Origin of the sequence: Microbulbifer sp. NBRC 101763, from assembly GCF_040371615.1 — a bacterium.
Taxonomy (GTDB): Bacteria; Pseudomonadota; Gammaproteobacteria; order Pseudomonadales; family Cellvibrionaceae; genus Microbulbifer; species Microbulbifer variabilis.
Genome location: NZ_BAABQV010000006.1, coordinates 373,850 through 394,676, shown reverse-complemented (window position 1 = coordinate 394,676; position 20,827 = coordinate 373,850). Strand labels below are relative to the sequence as shown.

16 protein-coding genes are annotated in these 20,827 nt (G+C 44.9%); 9 read left to right on the top strand and 7 right to left on the bottom strand.

Annotation, left to right across the window (positions count from 1 at the left end):
* Positions 1-10: 10 nt before the first annotated feature.
* The gene (locus ABWV76_RS17015) at positions 11-637 is read right to left on the bottom strand and encodes a 2OG-Fe(II) oxygenase (RefSeq protein ID WP_353376710.1); all 627 of its coding nucleotides are present in this window, start codon (positions 635-637) and stop codon (positions 11-13) included.
* 391 nt (positions 638-1,028) lie between these two features.
* Between ABWV76_RS17015 and ahpC the strand changes: the two genes are divergently transcribed.
* Both ahpC and ahpF read left to right on the top strand, forming a co-directional pair.
* Complete coding sequence (ahpC, locus tag ABWV76_RS17010) at positions 1,029-1,595, top strand: alkyl hydroperoxide reductase subunit C (RefSeq protein ID WP_282953091.1); 567 nt, start codon at positions 1,029-1,031, stop codon at positions 1,593-1,595.
* Between the two features lie 75 nt (positions 1,596-1,670).
* Positions 1,671-3,221 (top strand): alkyl hydroperoxide reductase subunit F, encoded by a 1,551-nt coding sequence (ahpF, locus tag ABWV76_RS17005; protein ID WP_353376709.1) that lies wholly within the window; start codon positions 1,671-1,673, stop codon positions 3,219-3,221.
* An 87-nt stretch (positions 3,222-3,308) separates the two neighbouring features.
* Here ahpF and ABWV76_RS17000 read toward each other — a convergent pair whose 3' ends face one another.
* Entirely contained in the window at positions 3,309-4,298 is a 990-nt protein-coding gene (locus ABWV76_RS17000) for a right-handed parallel beta-helix repeat-containing protein (RefSeq protein WP_353376708.1), read from the bottom strand.
* Positions 4,299-5,448: 1,150 nt separating this feature from the next.
* Between ABWV76_RS17000 and ABWV76_RS16995 the strand changes: the two genes are divergently transcribed.
* Complete coding sequence (locus tag ABWV76_RS16995) at positions 5,449-6,969, top strand: lytic polysaccharide monooxygenase (RefSeq protein WP_353376707.1); 1,521 nt, start codon at positions 5,449-5,451, stop codon at positions 6,967-6,969.
* Between the two features lie 203 nt (positions 6,970-7,172).
* Here ABWV76_RS16995 and ABWV76_RS16990 read toward each other — a convergent pair whose 3' ends face one another.
* Complete coding sequence (locus ABWV76_RS16990) at positions 7,173-8,459, bottom strand: hypothetical protein (RefSeq protein WP_353376706.1); 1,287 nt, start codon at positions 8,457-8,459, stop codon at positions 7,173-7,175.
* Positions 8,460-8,679: 220 nt separating this feature from the next.
* Here ABWV76_RS16990 and ABWV76_RS16985 point away from each other — a divergent pair, with 220 nt between their 5' ends.
* The 5 genes from ABWV76_RS16985 (at position 8,680) to ABWV76_RS16965 (ending at position 14,864) form a co-directional block, all read left to right on the top strand.
* Positions 8,680-9,186: an ester cyclase gene (locus ABWV76_RS16985; protein ID WP_020413226.1), complete on the top strand. Its 507-nt coding sequence runs from the start codon at positions 8,680-8,682 to the stop codon at positions 9,184-9,186.
* A gap of 443 nt (positions 9,187-9,629) precedes the next feature.
* Positions 9,630-10,229 carry a DUF4360 domain-containing protein gene (locus ABWV76_RS16980; RefSeq protein ID WP_353376705.1) on the top strand — a complete coding sequence of 200 codons (600 nt, stop codon included), beginning with the start codon at positions 9,630-9,632 and terminating at the stop codon, positions 10,227-10,229.
* Between the two features lie 422 nt (positions 10,230-10,651).
* A complete protein-coding gene (locus tag ABWV76_RS16975; RefSeq protein WP_353376704.1) occupies positions 10,652-12,760 on the top strand; it encodes a TonB-dependent receptor plug domain-containing protein in 2,109 nt (702 codons plus the stop codon).
* Complete coding sequence (locus tag ABWV76_RS16970) at positions 12,760-13,263, top strand: TlpA family protein disulfide reductase (protein WP_353376703.1); 504 nt, start codon at positions 12,760-12,762, stop codon at positions 13,261-13,263. The genes ABWV76_RS16975 and ABWV76_RS16970 overlap by 1 nt, the downstream gene beginning before the upstream one ends.
* A 203-nt stretch (positions 13,264-13,466) precedes the next feature.
* On the top strand, positions 13,467-14,864 hold the full coding sequence (locus ABWV76_RS16965; protein ID WP_353376702.1) for an amidase family protein: 1,398 nt from the start codon (positions 13,467-13,469) through the stop codon (positions 14,862-14,864).
* A gap of 133 nt (positions 14,865-14,997) precedes the next feature.
* Here ABWV76_RS16965 and ABWV76_RS16960 read toward each other — a convergent pair whose 3' ends face one another.
* Positions 14,998-16,149 (bottom strand): methyltransferase, encoded by a 1,152-nt coding sequence (locus tag ABWV76_RS16960; protein WP_353376701.1) that lies wholly within the window; start codon positions 16,147-16,149, stop codon positions 14,998-15,000.
* An 82-nt stretch (positions 16,150-16,231) separates the two neighbouring features.
* Entirely contained in the window at positions 16,232-16,825 is a 594-nt protein-coding gene (locus ABWV76_RS16955; protein ID WP_353376700.1) for a TetR/AcrR family transcriptional regulator, read from the bottom strand.
* A gap of 849 nt (positions 16,826-17,674) precedes the next feature.
* Between ABWV76_RS16955 and csrA the strand changes: the two genes are divergently transcribed.
* Entirely contained in the window at positions 17,675-17,863 is a 189-nt protein-coding gene (gene csrA, locus ABWV76_RS16950) for a carbon storage regulator CsrA (protein ID WP_353376699.1), read from the top strand.
* A 291-nt stretch (positions 17,864-18,154) separates the two neighbouring features.
* Here csrA and ABWV76_RS16945 read toward each other — a convergent pair whose 3' ends face one another.
* Positions 18,155-20,128, bottom strand: coding sequence for an alpha/beta hydrolase family protein (locus ABWV76_RS16945; RefSeq protein WP_353376698.1), 1,974 nt, complete (start codon positions 20,126-20,128; stop codon positions 18,155-18,157).
* Positions 20,125-20,787, bottom strand: a complete 663-nt coding sequence (locus tag ABWV76_RS16940) for a hypothetical protein (RefSeq protein ID WP_353376697.1) — start codon at positions 20,785-20,787, stop codon at positions 20,125-20,127. The genes ABWV76_RS16945 and ABWV76_RS16940 overlap by 4 nt, the downstream gene beginning before the upstream one ends.
* Between the last annotated feature and the right edge of the window lie 40 nt (positions 20,788-20,827).

Below are 20,827 nucleotides of genomic sequence, written 5' to 3'. Positions count from 1 at the left end.
AACAGCTTTCTCAACGAAACCCAAAGTTGTCCGACAAAAAATAAACTAAGGTCTCCCGATAGCCTTTTGATATCCGAGTCACCTCATGAAGAAGATTACCATCAGTAATTAACATAGCTCCGGGCTCTATATTTATTCTTTTAACTTCATCAGCAAAATGAAGAATGGTTTCTCCCCCCTGCTGTTGATAGGAATCTATATGCACCACTATTGCAAACTGGTAGTCCAAATGGCTATCTGGCTTGTCTGGATCACCTTGCATATCAGAGTGCAACCCAACAAAATTCCCCACCTTGAGCCTGTTTACCTGGCATCTTCGAATACACACATTGCCAAACCCGGTTATTCCCTTATAAAACTGTTGCATCTGCTCATTATTTATAATGAGATCAACTTGCTGCATATAGTTTGAGCAGTCCTCAGGGAGGTCAATATCATTCCTTAGCCTACCAACTAGAAGATTATGTTTATCTCCAGCATCTCCATCTAAAACCTCCTCATAATCCAGGTTGCTAGCAATGGAATCTATTTCTTTTAACTTATCCTGGGTGAGAGGATGTGAATCTAACCTTAGATACAAATACTTATCCTTCTTGAGCTTCTCCCTCAAATCTCCAAAATCAACCGATAGATTCATCTCATCCTCACTAACCCGCCTCAAAACCTCTTCATGCAAATAAATGCAGAGCGTATTAGTTCAGCCTAGGTTGCCCTTGCTTACATGCCCAATCCGATAAGGCGCCCGCTTAACATTACTCTTACTCTCTCGGCCAACTACTTGACTAACTTTGCACCGTACTACTTGACCTCACCAATCCCTGCCGCCTACAGGCTTTAATTGCCTGAAAGCCACCAGCTCCCTCCCACCTCGACCTATCAGCCCCCAGCTATCAGAAGATGCAGATAAATTAAAAATTTTTATCACATGCATTTATATTAATAATTTTTATCAATGAATACGATTCAATAGTATAGATCCCGTTCCCCAAACAACGACTGACAAGACAGTGATGAGTAAGGAGTTATCCATGTCACGTTACATCGAATCCCAACTAAAGCCCTTTGACGCCAAGGCTTACCTGAACGGCGACTTCTTGGATATCAGCGACGCCGATGTTAAGGGCAAATGGGCGGTGTTCTTCTTCTATCCCGCAGACTTCACCTTTGTGTGCCCCACCGAACTGGGCGATCTGGCGGATAACTACGAAGAGTTCAAGAAACTGGGAGTGGAGATCTACTCCGTATCCACCGATACCCATTTCACTCACAAGGCCTGGCACGACGCTTCCGACACTATCGGCAAGATTCAATACCCCATGATTGGCGACCCCACAGGCACCATCACTCGTAACTTTGGAGTGATGATCGAAGAGGAAGGTATCGCTGACCGCGGCACCTTTGTGATCGACCCCGAAGGCCGTATCCAGATTGTCGAGATCACTGCCGGAGGAATTGGCCGCGACGCCAGCGAGCTATTGCGCAAGATCAAAGCAGCACAGTACATCGCCGCTCATCCCGGGGAGGTCTGCCCAGCTAAGTGGAAGGAAGGTGAAGAGACCTTAGCGCCCTCCCTCGATCTGGTAGGAAAAATTTAAACCAAATACCTCTGACCCGGCCCACCAACCGGTGGGCCACAACCAATCTGAACTAGTTAGAGAAAGGACACACCGATGTTGGACGCAAACCTGAAAAAACAACTGGACACTTACCTGCAGAATATCGTCAAGCCGATCGAGATTCGTGTGTCCACTGATAACAGCGAAAAATCAAAAGAACTGGAAACCCTGGTAGATGAAATCTCAGGGCTCTCTAGCAAGATTACCGCACAACAGGGCCAGGCCAGGCGCACACCAAGCATGGCTATCGCCCCTGCTGGAGAGGAACCCCGTGTAAGCTTTGCCGGCATTCCCCTGGGCCACGAATTTACATCATTGGTTTTGGCGCTACTACAAGCTGGTGGCCACCCCTCCAAGTTAGATCCCGAGCTGTTGGAGCAAGTGCGTAACTTGGAAGGTGAATTTCACTTTGAAACTTACATTTCCCTCTCATGCCAGAACTGCCCGGATGTTGTTCAGGCACTGAACCTGATGGCCACCCTTAATCCGAACATCACCCACGAGATGATCGATGGTGGGCTGTTCCAGAAGGAAGTCGAGCAACGCAATATCATGGCCGTACCTGCGGTCTACCTAAACGGCGAACATTTCGGCCAGGGTAGAATGTCCCTTGAAGAAATTGTCGGCAAACTGGATACCGGCTCCGCAGAACGTAAAGCTGGAGAATTGAATGAAAAAGCCCCCTACGACCTTCTAGTAGTTGGCGGCGGGCCGGCGGGCGCAGCGGCAGCCATCTACGCCGCACGTAAAGGCATTCGTACCGGACTGGTAGCCGAACGCTTTGGCGGCCAGGTGATGGACACTGTTGGTATTGAGAACTTTATCTCTGTACCTTACACCGAGGGCCCCAAGCTCGCAGCCAGCCTGGAGCAGCATGTTAAAGAATATGGTGTAGATATTGTTACCGACCAGCGCGCAGCAAATTTACAGCGCAACGAGCTGGTAGACATTGAACTACAAAGTGGCGCCACCCTATCCAGCCGCTCAGTAATACTGGCCACGGGTGCACGCTGGAGAGAGCTGGGCGTTCCTGGAGAAGCAGAATACCGCACCAAGGGCGTAGCCTACTGCCCCCACTGCGATGGCCCATTCTTTAAAGGCAAGCGCGTAGCGGTTATTGGCGGCGGCAACTCCGGTATCGAAGCAGCCATCGATCTTGCCGGAATCGTTGAACACGTCACCGTACTAGAATTTGCCGATAAACTGCGTGCAGATGAAGTATTGGTACGCAAAGCACAGCTGATGGACAACATCGATATTATTGTCAATGCACAAACCACGGAAGTATTGGGCGATGGCAACAGGGTCAACGGCCTTGCCTACACTGACCGAGAGTCAGGCGAGAGCAAAAAGCTCGATCTGGCCGGCGTCTTTGTGCAGATTGGCCTGGTACCGAACACGGAATTCCTTAAGGAAACCGATATAGAGATGAACCCTATGGGTGAGATTGTGATCGACGAGCGCGGAGCAACCTCTATCCCCGGCGTTTACGCCGCTGGTGATGCCACTACCGTACCCTACAAGCAGATTGTAATTTCAATGGGTGCAGGGGCTACAGCCGCACTGGGCGCTTTTGATTACTTAATTCGATCTTCAGTTGAGTAATGATAATAATTAATAGGGGCCAGCAAAAAGCTGGTCCCTAATCAGTAAAAAAAGCATTATGCATTGGCCACTAATTGACTGAATAACTTACAAGCCCTTCAAGCAATCAGGGCTTGAGGTATCAGCTGTATTATTTTCCCAGGTATTCAGCTGATTGGTACAGAAAGCATTTTCTGTGACATCAATTAAGTCGAACATGCCACTGCCCTGCGCCGTATTATCCTTGATCGTATTTCCTACTGCATTTGTCTCAATAGCAATCCCCAACTCAACACTATCTATAACATAATTATTATTGATTAAATTCCCGGTTACGACATTATCCACATCAATACCATCCTCTCCATTCTCCCTGATAACATTTCCTGACATTGTGTTGAAGCCAGTCTCTATATCAATACCGTCATCTAAATTAAAACTGATAAAGTTATTGGTTACCGTGGTATTTTCTGCATTTATCAATAATCCATTGACACCACTATTAACTATTTCATTTAGCGTCACCAGTGTATTTTGACCACGAACAGCTATACCATCTATGCCATTGTCATCTATAAAATTACTGCTAATAGTTGTATACTCTCCCCCTTCAGTGATTGCTACTCCTGTACTTGAAGATCCTGGCCCTGAACCGATTATTTCACTTCCAGAGATGAAATTAAAATCGCTTATTACCTCAACACCATCCGATGTTGAGTTACTAATCTTTGTGTTCAAAATAGAGTGCGAACCAACCCCTTCTAAAATGATTCCTGTAGGGCAAGAGTCAACTTCACCGCCAGCTACAAATGAAGAAAGACCTTCTACCAATACCCCAGCGATTCCAGCACCTAGAGAATTATCGCAAGTTATCTTGCCTTCACCGAGCATCCTTAAATACCCAGAAGGCCCAACGATAGTAAGCGCATATGGGCTATCAACTGTTAGAGGACAATGCAACTCCTCTGTCAGAAATGTCGGTGTAAGTATTCTATCACCGCATTCAACCGCAAACGCTTGGTGTGGCACAAGAAACCCACACGCCATAAGAGAAGAAAATATAGGACCCGCTGCCAGATTTAAACTCTTCAGATTCATTGTTAATTCCCTGTATTTATAAGGCATTCAGCGCCAAAGAAAATCCGTCTGTAACCCCATAGGGGGGTTCTAGCAGCGTAGATTGAAAACAACTGGAAGATTATTGCCTACATATATTTTTTATTCTGAATTCGAGAGTTTTTATTCTGCTTCTACATGTATGACCTGTATGTTTGACATGCCCTGAAACCCGCCCAATAAAAAAGCGTCAAATCGGAATAAATACAAGAAGATCACCCTAAATTTATAACGTCACAAAAAACATCATCACGCAGCAAAATACGAATTGAAGACTTCACTTTATAAGGAGCATCTTATGACAGCCAAAACTTCACCGCTTATAAAATAGGTATGATCTCAATGGTGAAGGAATAACATATAAAATCGAATCTGGACCATGCGGAATGATAGTAAAACATAAAGCACATCGTTTAAACAATTAACTCCGTTCAATTAGACTTCTTAATCTAGACCAACAACCCTTAGAGAATTTCACCATACTGGTCAATCAAAACATCAGATCACAGTTAAAGCGAGAACGGGCCCCTATAAAACCTATCTCTATTTACTTCAGCCAGAAACGCCAGCAAACTCATTTCAAGCGAATAAATCTATATTTTTGTTTTCCATTACCCCAGTAAGTGAGGCTCATACCCGGATATAGATATTTCGGCACATATATCTAAATTAACCATAGACGGCAGAACTTTTCCCTTCCTCCTTACCCTCTCCAATTGATTGATGACGGATAACGGTGTCGCGATATGCCTAAAAGTGAAGTTGATCCTCACTATCATCTCTAGAAAACGGACAGAAAAACTGAAAATTAATCTATCAAAGGGAACCCTCACCCTAGCTGAGGGTCAGTTCAATTAGTGTAAGTGAACGAGTTCATAAATTTATCCAAGAATTTTTTTCTACAAATCTATGAAACAGTAAAAAAGATTCCAAGGCAAAGAAAAGCCAACTTGCTTCACAGTTTATGCTAAGAAATTATTTTTAAAATGCCAAACAGGCCGAATTAACCCCTTTTAACGGAGCCGCTCAAACAGCAAGATTTTCTTGCTAACAGTTCAACCATAACCGTGAATAATTTTATTCATCTAAGAAAAACGGGCCTAAGAAAGATATAGAAACCTGGAGTAATTTCATGCTACTAAGAACTAAATGTGCCATTGCAACAATGCTACTAATGCCTTTCAGTATGCAGGTTCAAGCTCATGGCTGGTCTGAATACCCAAAGGCCAGGCAAAAAATTTGCTATGACCAGGGAAACATCTGGTCTGGAACACCACCTAACCCCGCTTGCGCACTGGCAAAAACTATTTCTGGATCTTATCCTTTCCAGCAGCACAATGAATTTTCTATCAACATCCCTGACTACAATAATTTTACAGCCGTAAAAAATGCCATTCCTGATGGGACTCTATGTTATGCCAATGACCCCCAGAAAAAGGGCATGGGTGCAGCAACTGAAGCCTGGACCCGGGTTGAAGTCAGTGCGGGAACCTTCGAGTACGTATTTCACGCAACAGCACCACACAACCCATCTTTCTGGCAATTTTTCCTAACAAAACCAAACGCTGATCTTTCGCAACCCCTTGCTTGGGATGACCTGGAGCTTATCCAGGAGGTGGGAAATGTGCCTGTTGTGAATAGTCAATATCGCATGAATGTTACTATTCCAGAAGATAGAGTGGGTAATGCAATTTTATTTGTACGCTGGCAGCGAGAAGATGCAGCGGGTGAAGGCTTCTACAACTGTAGTGATATCACCATTGTAAATGGTGATGTTGAGCCGCCTACCGAACCTGATCCCGGTACTACGGAGCCATACCTCATCCAGGGTAACACCTTTATTCCAGAAGACATTAATATCGATTCGGTAGATGTAGGTGACACCGTCAATTACAAGGTATTCAATAAAAATGGTGAGGAACATTCATCATTTTCACTGGCAATTACCGAAGACAATAAAAATGATTGGGATAGACTGCTCGCCTCTCAGGTTACCGGCTGGTATCAATCAAATCACAATGGAAATGTCTTTATCGGCCGCTGGCATGAGGAGATGAACCACTACATGTATTTCCAGGGTGATTTACATGGAAACTATTTCAACTCCAAAGATTCTCGCGCTTCCGGCGAGTTCACTATCACGAGTAATGGAAGCGAGTTAATAGCCGCTATCACGCCCAAGGTTTTAAAACCTCTCGACATGGCAAAGGTGGAGCACGGAGATTTACTGGTACTCTCACCGGGAGAAAGCACAGGAGATATCACTGATACCGCGTGGTCACAAGTAAGTGGAAGCCCTGTTGAAACAGCGACCGGACCTAGTGGTGCACTGGTAATTGATACGTCAAGCTTAACCAATGAACATCATGAGTTGAGCTTCAAATTAACGGTAAGCAGTAACTCTACTACGGATGACGAGGTCTACTCCTTTGTAGTTGAACCATCATCTCCTACTGATCCCACTGATCCCACTGATCCCACTGATCCCACTGATCCTACTGATCCTACTGATCCCAATATTCAAGCCTGGGATAGCAACCAAATCTACACCGCAGGTGATCAGGTAAGCCACAATGGCCAAACATGGACTGCTGGATGGTGGACCAGGGGTGAAGAACCTGGCACAACCGGGCAATGGGGAGTGTGGCGCTAAGCCACCCAACAAGAAACTTTTACTTTATTAACCCCTAGGGGGCTTGTGACAATTGACACAAGCCCCCTTAACTCTTTCTAACTTGCTACTTAGTGAAGGTATTGGAAATTTCTAGGCGCTCCTACTCCTAAAAATCTTTAGAAAAGGAGCCAAAATAGAGCCGATAAGTTCTTTCTAGACGCCCTGCCCTAGCTGATTGAAGATCAACCACCTGAGATTAACTCATTAACAATATCCATATACTCATCGATATACTTAGAGATACTTTCCTTACTTATCAAAGGTTCACAATAGCCAAAAATAAAAACCGAGTTTCGGTAGGTCGTATAATTGACTACCATTAGCGGATTTATGCCATTAGTTAATGTAATCATTGGCTTCTGTATTTCAAAATATCGTATTTCATCTGCTAAAAAGCGCATATTCCCCACGTTTGAAACAATAATGCCTGCCGGGAAAGAGCTTTGTTGCGCTGTAACTTCAGCAGCCATACGGGTTATATCTTCCATGTTGTAATCAGAACTTAGGTTTTTCGTCATCGGTCTCTGCTTGAGTAGCACAGCGTCAATCTGCTCATTCAAACTTCCGGCAACATCGATAATATCAGCTGAGACAACATTAGAAGGAAGAGCCAAACTGGTAGTTTCTGAAAATGAGCCGATATGATCAAAAGGTATATTAGGACTGCACAATCCTCGTGCATCCATAGCCAGAATAACTTCTGTTAATTTTTTGTAACCAGGTATAGCTCTTGCAGCAATTGATGCTATGGCGCAGTAAACCGCAGTAAGTTTTACCTTGTTTTTTTTAGCCAGCTGGGCCAGCAAATCAATCTTTTCCGGCGGCATGAGATATGAGATGGCACAGGCCTTGCGTTCACGGGGAGCGGCTTCTTTCTCTACTGCCCAGCTGAAATCTCCTTTGCTTTTATGTTCAAGCTCTTCCTCTCCAAAATATCCAGAAGCTTCCAATTGGCTCGCTATGCTTTCCTGTAGGGGCAGAGATTCGACTTGTTCAAGGTTTGTGTTAGAGCGAAGAAATCTATCTAAATCTGAGAACAGTGTCATTATTGACCTGCCATCGAGTACTGCATGAATATTGATCATAGAAACCCACTCGACCAGCCCCTCTTTATTAAGGTACAACCTCAAACTGTATACATATTTTTCACTATCCAGACAGTTCAGCGCATGGGTCTTAAACGCTTCTTCAAGGTTTAAGTCGCTCTTTAGGTGGCATATCTCCAGAGGGATATCCCTAAAGTCGACATCACAAATCCAGCGCAGACGCTCCCCCCTTTTCACACGAGCACGTAGAAGTGGATGGCGTTTATGAAGGTAAGCCAACCCCTCGCGTAGAGGGCCTACCTTTAAGGGTTCGCAAACCCTTATAAAAGACACAAACTGCAAGCCGCCGTGAGACAGCCTGGTCATCTCGACAAATAGTGCTTCTTGGGGACCAAGCTCCCTCGAGAATGGCTCTAAACTCATAAAAAACACACCAAGCATTAAGAATACTGATATACCGTTGCTCTAGGCAGTCACCCGCTTAATCATCTACTCACTGTTATTCAGAATAATTCCATATAAATGCCGAAACCATTACTAGATCGTCAAGATCTCCTCAGACAGAGTGCAATTTAGATGGCGCAATTTACGCTAGCACTCATACTTAGTATCGAATTACTTATTCAATTGACAGGAGGATTTTATGCCTAAACACATATTTCCAGTAGCCTTGGCAATACTTCTTTGTCTCACTGGCCCCACCAGTGTTATTGCACAATCTGACAACCTACAAGAGAACAAGAAAATTGCTTTACATGCTATTGATTTTTGGAAAAGTGACTCAAAAATCGATCCATCCACAATATTTGCACCTAATTATATAAACAACCTTGACTCTGCGGTTGGCACAGGAATTGAATCGCAAAAGCGGAATATGAAAGAGTTTCTAGCCGAAGTTGACAAATTTCGTGCCGCATTTAAAGACTTGAAATTGCTCAACACCATGCAGGTAGCCGAAGGTAATATGGTTGCCACTCATGCGACCCTCAGTGCCAAGCATGTCGGCTCATTTATGGGTGAGACTCCAACAAATAAAACTATCACTTGGGACGGTGTAGAGTTTGTCAAGATAGAAAATGGAAAAATTGTAGAAACCTGGGTCACATGGGATAAATATGCCTTCTTGAAGCAAATCGGAATTTTGAAATAGTGGCCATACAGTCTACTGGAAAGTAGTTAACTTATTCGAAGCCCTGGCAAGCTTATGCCAGGGCATTCCATTTATAACAACTACTTTAAAAATTATTCGATAGAAACATTACTGTTACAAAAATAGCGCACCACTAACTTGTACACACTATCAAGGATTCCTCCGGTAACTCTCACACAATACCTAGATCAACCCCTCTCACTGACCTATCACGTTAATTGATTATCATTGAATTCATTCGTGACCCCGCCCACAAATATAATCAAACTTAAACCACCACCAATAATTACATCTGTAATTAATTGACATTAAAAATCTTAATTTTACAGTGTGAGGCAAATAATCTAGAAGGAGCTTTTATAAACAGAACAATTAATCGAGATGTCACATACAGGATTTATAAAGATCAGGCCTCTTAACTTTTCACGGAATGGAGAGTATCAATGTTTAAAAAACTTCTAGCACTCGCACTTTGTTCAGTTTTTTCTGGTCCAATTCTGGCAAAAACATTGCTCATTGATGGGCAGCAAATTGAAATTGGAGAAATCGCTGTTAACGGTACCGGCTGTCCCGTAGGATCTGTAACAGCCACTGCGACAGATAACAACGAAAATATCGCTATTCTATTTAGTAAGTACAGCGCGGTTACAAACTCTGTAACCCCAATTGCCAGCTCTGACTGTAACTTGGCGGTGCCTTTGAGCGTGGAACCTGGATTTTCAGTAGGAATACTGGATATTGATTGGCGAGGCACGGTATTTTCTGCCGATGGGTCACATATCAACTTCCACCGAGAGTACTTTTTCTCTGGCAGCCAAGGTCCAAGCCATGACAATAACTGGAATAGCTCTGGGTTTGAGAACTTTGTCCTCAATGATCGCCCACCATTTGCCTACTATTCCGGGTGCGATGGGGAGGCCCTTATTGCGAGAGCAGATACCGTTGCAACAGTAATCGGCGCTGACAGTTTATTTTCTTTACGCTCTGCCGATGTTGGAGCACAGTTGCTTTTGAATATACAAATTATTCCTTGCGATGAGTAATTAAGGGCAACTGTTGTCACTCCCCACTTTTTGTAAGGTGGGGAGTACAAAAAATTTTAATAATAAAAACGGCCTCTTTAACCAGCTTGGCAATATTGATATCAGCAATTAATTAAAGATTAATCATTCAGACATACGGAGTGACTCAGCTCAGCAAAGCCAGAAAGATAGGTAATCGCTATATACTTTTTCCCTTCAATAGAGGCTCAGCCATCCCGGCTAGGCAGACCTGAATTTATGTAAGCGGCCTCACTCTAAATTTCGGTCACTTTTAATCATTGAATAACAGGCTACCTGCCCGGCTCTAATCATACTCCGCCCGCTCCAATCCCCAAGATACCAAAACTACCACCATTGCCCACTTGATTTGCAAATGCGAATCATTACCATATGAGAAAAGTTCACTTCTGGGAAATCAACCCATGTTTCGCAAAAGCTTGATCGCCATCACCCTCTGCTCCGCAATCCCTGCCTCCTTTGCCGATGACGCGCCTTCCGGACAAAACGCTGTAATGGAGGAGACCTTAGTGATAGGTGTCCGCCAGCGACTGTATGAACGCGGCGCCCTTTTGGACGCCATACAGAAAACTGAAGTCGTAGACGAGAGCCTGATCAAGTCCCAACAAGCGGTAAACCTGACGGATGCCATTGAGAAATCCCCCGGTGTACGGGTTTCCAATGAGTGTTCTATGTGCGGCGTCAAGCGGGTAATGCTGAATGGTATGCGCGGGGAGCACTCCACCATCCTCACCGACGGCGTTCCCTTACACACGATGATGGCTGGCTACTACGCGGTAGATGCACTGGCCACCACCGGCATCTCACGTATCGAAGTGGCCCGCGGTGCTGGCGCATCACTGCTGGCACCCGAAGCAATCGGCGGAACCATCAATGTGATTTCCAAGGAGATAGAAGAAACTGGCGTCAATATAAATGCCTCCATGGAGGACAACGACAGTTATTTTCTTGGCTTGATGGCAGGCTATCTGAGCGATGATGAACGCACCCGCACATCGCTGGTCATCCAGGATGACAAACATCACCAGATGGACAACGATGATAACGGCGTCAGCGAGGCGCCGTTACAGGAAAATACCAGTTACGTGGTGCGTCTCTCGCAAGACCTGGGCGAAAGGGACAACCTGATCCTTCGCGCGGCCTACACCGACTCCAATATTTTTGGTGGACCCCAGGGAGACAGCATTGGCTCAGTCTTGCACGGATACGATGGTGTGGAGTCTGACCACTTATTTGTCGACGACGATGTGCGACAGCAATATATCGGTAAACCCTGGGAAACCACCGAATGGATAGCCACCACCCGCAGTGAAATTTCCGGCAGCTGGCTACACGAATTTAACGAGTCCTATAACACTTTGCTGACAGTTGCCTGGTCTGAGCATAAACAGGACTCCTTTTACGAGGGGTTCGACTACAGCGCTACCGACACGCTCAATTACTTCGACCTGCGCAACAACCTGATCCTGAACGACCAGCATATGCTGACGTTTGGTGTCGACCTTCGCGATGAATCCATGCGCTCCGACTCTGCTGCGGGGGCGGAAAGCGACAACTACATCGAAGATAGTTTCGACTACCAAACTACCGGCCTTTACCTGCAGGATACCTGGACAGTCTCACCAGATCTTGAGTTGGCACTAGCCATACGCCTGGATAATGCCAAAGCCGATTTCGTCGCCGAGCAAAAACCCGGTACTGAGATCGATGAAACTGTGGTGGCCCCGCGTATAGACCTGCGTTACCTGCACGACGATCAATGGACCTCCCGCGTAGCGCTGGGGCGAGGCTACCGAGCCCCCCTATCCTTTTTCGAAACGGATCACGGCATCCTGGATGCCGGAGATGGCTTTGCCATCGACATTGAAAGTCTGGAGAAGTCTCTATCTGCAACTTATGCGCTGAGCTTCGAAGGAGAGCGCCTTAACAGTACCCTGTCATTGGCATTTACCGAAGTAGACAACCTCGCGGCATTAAGTGAAACCGAGGACGGGGTACCGCTGCTTACCCAAATGCAGGAAAGCGCCTCTGTAGGTGCTGCCGACATTACTCTCAATTATGCGCTGAACGACAATCTATCTATTGGCGGCACTCTGGAGACCTACGATTACGACGATGTTTTCCGGGAATCCTTTGCCATTGCCCCAGTGGAGCAACGTGCGCTATTCAATCTGGATTACAAAGCCGATTACTGGATGCTATACGCTAGCGCCACCTGGATCGGATCTCGTGACCTGGCTGAATTTGGCTACGAAGGCTTTAACCAGCTGGGCGATTCCACACTTAAGAGCACAAACGCAGACGCCTATTGGACACTGGATATGAAATTGACCTTTGATGTGAGTGAAAACCTCAGTCTGTATCTGGGCGGCAACAATCTCACGGATTACACCCAGGTCGAGGAAGGGGAAACCCCTCTGTTCTGGGATGCCAGTGGTGCCTATGACGTAGCCTATATCTATGGTCCCCTGCGCGGCCGTGAATTCTACCTGGGCTTCGACTGGAACCTGTAATGCGAGCCTGGCTCTTACTCCTCACACTTCTGTTCGCGCCAACTGGCGCGACTGAAGTTCCCACTTCCCTATTCGATTTTGAATTGCGCAGCCTTGCCGGGTCTGAGCGTATCAACTTGCAGCACTTCAAAGACAAGCCAAGCCTGATGGTACTGGTAGAACCCGACTGCCCCTGGTGCTTTCGTCAGGTTCGAGCACTCAACCGGCTTACACACTTGTGTTCACAACAGTTCCAGCCACTTGCCCTGGGTATTAACGGATCGCGCAAAGCACTATTGGCTGAGTATCGAAAATTGCGCCCGGAATTTGCCATGTTCCAGGCGAATCGAAAACTCCAGCAAGTGCTGGGTGAAACTCCCGGCACCCCCTTCAGTTTTCTAATAGCACCCAATGGCAAGCCACTGCGCTGGCTCAGGGGTTATATTCCTGATGAGCAACTGCAGCCAATCCTGGAACAAAGCTTTGGTTTTACCTGTGGTAATACTTCTCAAAAAACGTCATAAATTGAATGATTTAATTTTGTCCCTGGTAAAGCACAGGGGTAGATAGAAAAACAATCGAGCTTTTTCCATTAACTGCCCAACTAGATGCGCGGCGCTGATTTTCGAGAGAAGAAATATTTCCAGTGAAAATGATGCTTACGCTAATACTCCACCGTGAATACTCTAATATCCAGGTTAACTAGTAGCCGCCAGTAAGCCAAACCATGACAACATCTCTACGCCAGCTTTCTGAGATGGTCCGTAAAAGAAAGATCACAGCGACATCCTTAATTGAAGAAGCCTGCGATAATGCGGTTGCCCACTCAGAGCTGGATGCTTTTATCTGCCTGGATAGGCAAGGCGCATTACAGAAAGCACAGCGCATTGATAACGGGCTGAAAGAAGGCAGCAATAACAGGCCTCTTGCTGGTATTCCCATCGTCGTCAAAGACAATATGAATGTGAGAGGTATGCAAACGACTGCCGGCACGCCTGGTATGAACTTCCAGGCCAAGGCTTCTGCCCCAATAATTGAGAATCTAGAGAAGGCCGGAGCTATCGTCATTGGAAAAACCAATTTGCACGAACTCGCCTTCGGCGTAACCTCTAATAACGCCGCCTATGGCGCCGTCAGGAATCCCTGGGACAAATGCTGCTTTCCAGGTGGTTCATCCGGGGGAACAGCAGCAGCCATTGCCGCCGGGATCGTATCTGCAGGCCTGGGCACGGATACCGCCGGTTCAATCAGGCTGCCAGCAGCCCTCACAGGAATTGTGGGCTTTCGGCCATCCACTGGCTGCCTGAGCACCGAGGGAATAGTGCCCTCTGTGCCAGCGTTTGATACCCCAGGCCCCATGGCTGCCAACGTAGAGGATACCGCCTATCTGTTTGAAATATTAACCGGGTCTGCCCCACCCCAGGCAAAGCCACTCAATCAGCTGCGCCTGGGGCTTGCCCACCCGCTATTTGATAATCTCTCACCAGGTGTATACCAAGCTTTTAAAGCTGCGTTACATTCCCTTAGCTCCGCGGGAGCCACCTTAGTAGAAATCGACTTATCCTCATTAGTGAGCGCAGTCCTTGATGTTGGGTTTCCTATCGGATTTCATCAAATGAAAACCGCTATGACCCAATTCCTGGCGAGCTACCAGCCTAATACCCAACTGGCTGAGTTGGTTGCAATGATCAAAAGTAAAGATGTAAAGGCTGCCTATCAGGAGTCAGTAATGGGCCCCAAGGCACCATCAAATGCCGACTATCAGACCGCTTTAAAGAGAATGCCTGGAGTACGCGACAGCTACCTGAAAATCATCCGGCAGCACCAACTAGACGTGATTGTATTCCCAACAGCACCGATCGAGGCTCAACCCATTAGCACGTCATCTAACCAACTGGAACTGAACGGAAAAATGCTTCCGACTCTGGATACACTCATACACAACAATGCCACAGCAGCAGTCACCGGTGCTCCCGGAATAAGCATTCCTATTGGACGGGGTAATAATGGCTTACCGGTAGGTCTGGAACTGGATGGAGTGCCCGGCGCAGACTTAACACTTCTCGCCATAGCGAAGGAAATTGAGCTTCAGATACCACCACTGGTGTCGAATGGCCTGAAGTGAGATTTCAGGCCCCACCTAGCCTATTAATACTTACTCCTTATAAATCTCTTTATAAATCTCTACAGGCAATTGGTACATACCTGCTGTCGAATAGGGGCCACATTAGAGATGTCTCAATTATTGATAGCTCACTTTAATTACTGACAGCTCGCTTTAACTCCTCTCTTTTCTTTAAAACCATCACCTTAGCAAAAGACCGCACACTGACAGTCTCAGCCAAGTAGAAAGGAGTCTGAACAAACAACTTATTCCACTCACTGACCGTTCGTTCACGCCCTTGTGTTCCCATCAGCATCTGCATATCCATTGCCGCTAAATTGAGATCTGCCCCTTTCTCCGGCAGTACAGCATCAACAATAGCTAAAGTCGCATTGTGTTCACCCATCGCCCGGTGAATATTCTTCAAAAGCTCTTTAGCCCTGGTATCATTTAGCAAGTGAAAAATAGCCACACACAAATAGATGTCCTTATCACTTACTGCATTTGGAAGTGGGTCATTTAGGATATCAGCAGGATAAAAGTCTAATCGTTTCCTAACAATATCATTCAGGTGAGTATGCCAATACTCTCGCGCAGTCGATTCTACATTGCTCCTATCAACAATAACTGCAGTCAAGTGTTTGTACGAAGAAAGGATACTCGCACTTTTACTGCCCTTTGCGCCGCCCAAATCAATAATTCGACCAAAATTTGCCCAGTTAAAGTCTTGCAAATATTGTAAACCGGTAAGGTGATCTACAGTATCCATTGCATCGGAAAATAGATCACTAACCTTCGGGTGATCATTCATATAACCAAACATCTCCCGCTCATACACACCTTCAAAAGGTACACTGCCCTCCTTGATATGCCCCTCAAAATTGGTAAACCATGGCCTACTGAATTCAGGTGAATTATGCATCAGGATCATGCTCCTTACGCTGTTGTCAGCGTTGGTACGAAGCGCCCTTGAATTTCTATTATGGGAGAAATATTTCGATTCCCCTTCTTTAAAAACCCCCATTGCACAGAGCATTCTCATCAATCGATAGAGGTATTGTTTGTCAGCATTGCAAGCATCCGCCAACTTCTCTATTGAAATGGCTTTATCTTCAATATGATCAGCAACATTGAGGCAGGCAGCAGCGTATAAACAACGAGATTGCCAAAATAAAGATCCTATTTGCATCAAACGAAAGGGAGGCGGCATCAGGCGGTTTGGAATATTACATAAACTGTAAACCGCATTGGAAACCCTCTTAAAGATCCAGTTAGAAACCCTATTCTTTTGCATAGACCTGGGCATAAGAACTCCTCAGAAACAAATATCCGATAAAAATAGCCATTAAAAGAAACATCTCTGTGATTACAAACAGAGACTTAAAAGGTTACATATTTTGTAAACCAGCCTTTAGGATTCGGCCATTAAAATCGGCAAGCTGCTTTAAAAACTCAGGCCCCATTTCCTGGCCCATTTGCTCCTCGAGAACTGGCTTGGCCAGCATGGGTAACATGGCAAGACTGACAAACGCTATCCTGAGCAAATCATATTCAATGCCAGTGTCCGAAGGTTCAGCGCCCTGAATTTCCGCCAATCTCCTGGCACCCCGCTGGCGCCCCCGCTCTAAGAGTTGGCGAACAACATTCTTTCCTGGCCCTTCATTAAGTGCCATAACCTTCAAGATTAGGGCTGGAAACCTGGGATTCTTCTGCATTGTGGCATAGTAGAGATCGAAGAGGTCACCGAAATCCCAGTCGCCATCGAGGCTCAGCTGCTCAACCGCATTAATCAGGGGGAGCAAGGTTTGACGAATCATATCTTCGTATAAGCCATCCTTACTGCCAAAGTAATACCGGATCATTGATACCGCCACGCCCGCCTTAGACGCAATCTGGCGAGTGGTTACCCGGTGGTACTCATCGTTTAAAAAGCACTCCCGTGCCGCCTCTATCAACCGATTGGCAACATCCGACTCCTGCATATTCCTTACCGTCCCCGATTCACAATCCAATGGAGGCTAACAGGGTATAGCGCCACCTTCCAGAATGACTATTGTTCAATATAAGGGGTTTGTACGAACACCGAGAGCTTTACTACATAAGAGGACTTTACAGAAAATCAGGAACAATCTGATTCCCCATATATGCTTTCCAATTGAATAACCAGTCTGTCTTTAGCGTGCCCATTCATACAGACAAATCCTAAGTCATCCAGATGCTCGTGATTGATAAATCATCGGGAGCTGGTTAACACAGGAATCTATAAAGAACGCGAATTTAATCCGAAATTCTTAAGAGGAAAATCAGATTTATCCAACTGAAAAGAACAAAATATAGGCACGAAAATAATCTTATTGGATTTTATTAAGTTTGTTTTAGTGTCAAAGCTGCGTAGAATTAGTAGATATTTATCGATATTTAGGGCCGCAACTCAACAGGCTTCTATTGCTAAATAGCTCAGAAGTAAAAGGCCCAAGATCTTTTCAAATAACCCATTTCCCTATAGGAGAACGGTAGCGTGACATAAGAGAAAGTAAAAGGCGCTGACCCAAGGTGCGGGAACACCAGGGGCCAGCTAACCAAATTGATACACAGACTATCAAAGTGGCTACATGCATAGTACGCTAGAAACCCGCTCGTCTTCAATAAAGTGGAGTACATTCAGCAGCTTGGAGCGATTCCCCAAGCTCTGGGAGCGTATTGCCTGCCTTTTCTTTTTCTACGCCTACCGTTCCCGTGCCCCACCTCAAATTTCCTGCAAACACCGCCCTTCTAGCCGCCTTCCCATTAGGAATGCCTAGTCATAACATGCGTATCAGTAGGAAAAGAATATGTTGATCTTAAAACGCCGGACTGGCGAAAACCTAAGAATTGGAACAAATGTCTCTATCACAGTATTAGAGGTTAAGGGGAGTCAAGTAAAGATAGGAATACATGCCCCCAAATGCCTACCTGTGCACCGTGAAGAAATTTATAGACGCATTAAACAAGGAAAGGGGATAAGTAATAGCGGTCAGTGAAACCCTACGTCCCCAGCAAGGAAGCCCCAACCTGCTGGGTATCCCCAAATTAATCTAAATAGTTAGATTACTACTAGTACTAGCAGAGAATGAAATAACTTAAAAATCAATAGAATTTAGGCAGTAAGGGGAGTTACTGCCATACCGTAGAGTAGTTTATATCGACAAAGGGACAGCCGTGAATTGGTCAGGTACAGAAATCACTCTTCATCGAAAGAAACTATTCTAGTCTGCTAAAAAGATATTACAGAATAATTAGGACACACCCTAGAAACCCATCAAAATGATAATTCACTTCATATTTTTTTCTATGAATTCGATAATTGAGCTAAAAACAGCTACGTGATGCTCACTATCAGCAGGGCCATGAGCCATATCTGGATAAACTTTCCACTCATAGTCTTTATTAAATTTACTCAACATCATATGCATACGATGCATATGCTCTATATCGACAACCTCATCCTTCTCGCCATGAATAATAAACACTGGGCGACTAAGTTCTTGAGCCAAGTATACTGGAGAGATATCTTTCAAGAGATCGTAATTTTTGACAGTGTCACCAACATTCTCTTGTAACCACTTAGTTTGAGCCTCTGATGTGTAAGGGGAGTTAAGATATAAGTTAACATCTGTAACACCAGCTATACTAACTGCACAGCGAAATAATTGTTGATGTTTAATAGCCATCATCAATGCTGCATAACCACCATAACTCACTCCTGCTGCACAAATTTGTGAAGACGCAATATCCTTACGAGCGCCAACCACCTTTGTAGCCTGATAAATATCCTCAAGCATCAAGTTACCCCACTGCTGAATACCGGCCTCTTCCAGTTCAGCTGAATAGCCACTCGATCCTCGATAATTCACTCTAAGAACAGCATATTTATTCGCCACAAAGAACTGCGTGTAATAATCAAAATACTGATGATCAAAAATACCCAATGGGCCACCATGTGGCATCACTATAAGAGGGTATGGCCCGTTTCCCTTCGGCATATTCAAAACATAAGGAATATCTATTCCCTCTACTTGAATCCAGTCATGAAATTGACGACTCTCAAGCCGACCATCTAAATGAGGAAACTTAGAAGCAACAAGCTGATCAGATTTCTGCCCTTGTTTTCGGATGAAATAGCGTCCAGGCTGATCGTGGGTCTCACTAAAGTAAAGCTTTACAGTATTATCGATACTTGCTCCCACCGTTGTTTCCAGCAAACTGGTCATGCCATCGTTTACTTGTATGCTTTCATCTATATATTGATACTCAAGCTTTCCATCTCTAACAACTTTTACACCAATTAACGCACCCGTTGATTCATCTATAATCAGATCAACAATATCATAGCTATCTGATCGGTAAACTACACTTTCTTCCCCAGTGGAAAAATTACACTGGTAAACAGTACGATCTTTCTCAGCAGTTGTATCCAGACAAAAGTAAGCACCATCCTCAGGGCTAATAGACACCGGAATAAGAACACCATACTTTTCACCTGTAGATGGCTTCTCCTCTAACTCTTCTTTCGTCCAACTCTTTATTGGAGTTGAAGAAATACCATCGGCAATCCTACTTAGGTGAAGCTTCCCTTCATCGAAATACAGAGCAGATTCTGGCTGACCTGACAGGTCAAAGAACCATCGTGCGGCAAAGCCCTTAACCGAGGCTACTTCATTCTGAGCTGTAAATTGACCGCCATCTTTTCGTACAAGCTTACTCGCTTTCTGGTTAAGTAAGTTCAGTTTTGATACGTCTATTTTGTATACCTTGGAGTAAATCCCACTCTTGGCGTATAGAAAATACCCAGGCTCATCCGGTAAGGCATGAACTAACCAACCTGATGTTTTCACCTCAAATACTTTTGGCGGTAAACTTTTAGAACCTAAAACATCGAGCACCAATAAACGATAAGCAGGCTTGGTATCGAGTAAATTTTTAACACCTTTTTTTAACTCCATAAATTGCGCAACAATATATCTAGGACCAATCCAGCGAATGAATCGGATTGACGCATCCCTAGGTGTTAAGGCTTTCAGATCAATCAATGTTCTCTTAGATCCATCCACACTATTCCAAATAACCAACTTCTGGCTTTCATCACCCTGAGCTACAGAGGCTACAAACTTCCCATCAGGACTAATCTGAGCCGTCATAGTTTCAACGGGCTTAAAGTAAGTTTCAGCAGGCATCGCAACTGCCGACCCAACATTTACTATGAAACTCAACAAAGCTAATTGAATTAGCTGACAAACAATCTTCACTGCTCTACCTCCAGCGGACCCTGCCAACTATTAAAGAACACATCTTGTACTCCCGTGCCAGACACTAGAGGATATAACTCAGTTAACGATCCAAGTGATGCTTGGATTTCATTAAAATCTGTTGCTATACGATTTTTTAAATAAACTTCAATCGAATCTGATTTTCTCTGCTTACCTATGAACAAGCTGCCAATGTAATTGGTCTTTTCTGCTTCCACATGAAAACGCCAAGTACGTCGACTAGACGTATCTAGCTTGTATGGAAGATTAAAATAAGGTGCATTAATTTGAGTAATTTGGTAAAGGCCTGAGGGGATAGCCATTAAGTAATAGCCTGAGGGCTTACCCTTTAGCCTGATATGGTAACGGTTATTTTTTCGCAGCCTGGTTTTTTTCCCACTTTCTAAGTAGGTGCTTCCGTTCGAATACAATTTAAAAAATTCGATCGAAGGCGCCGTTCCACCCACATCAAGCTTCACCAGTACATATCCCTGCCTACTTCCCAAATCAGGTGGATTTTCATAAGATACCAGTGATAGAGTTCGTGCAATTACTGACTCCGATAAAAAAAGCGCAGTAAAAATGGCACTCTTTAAAAAGAGGGCCATTCGGCCTGAGTTACACTCTATCAGCCTTTTATTCTCCAGATTTTGCGTCAAGATACCGCTTCCATAAGTTCAGGTTTGCAAATGAATGATA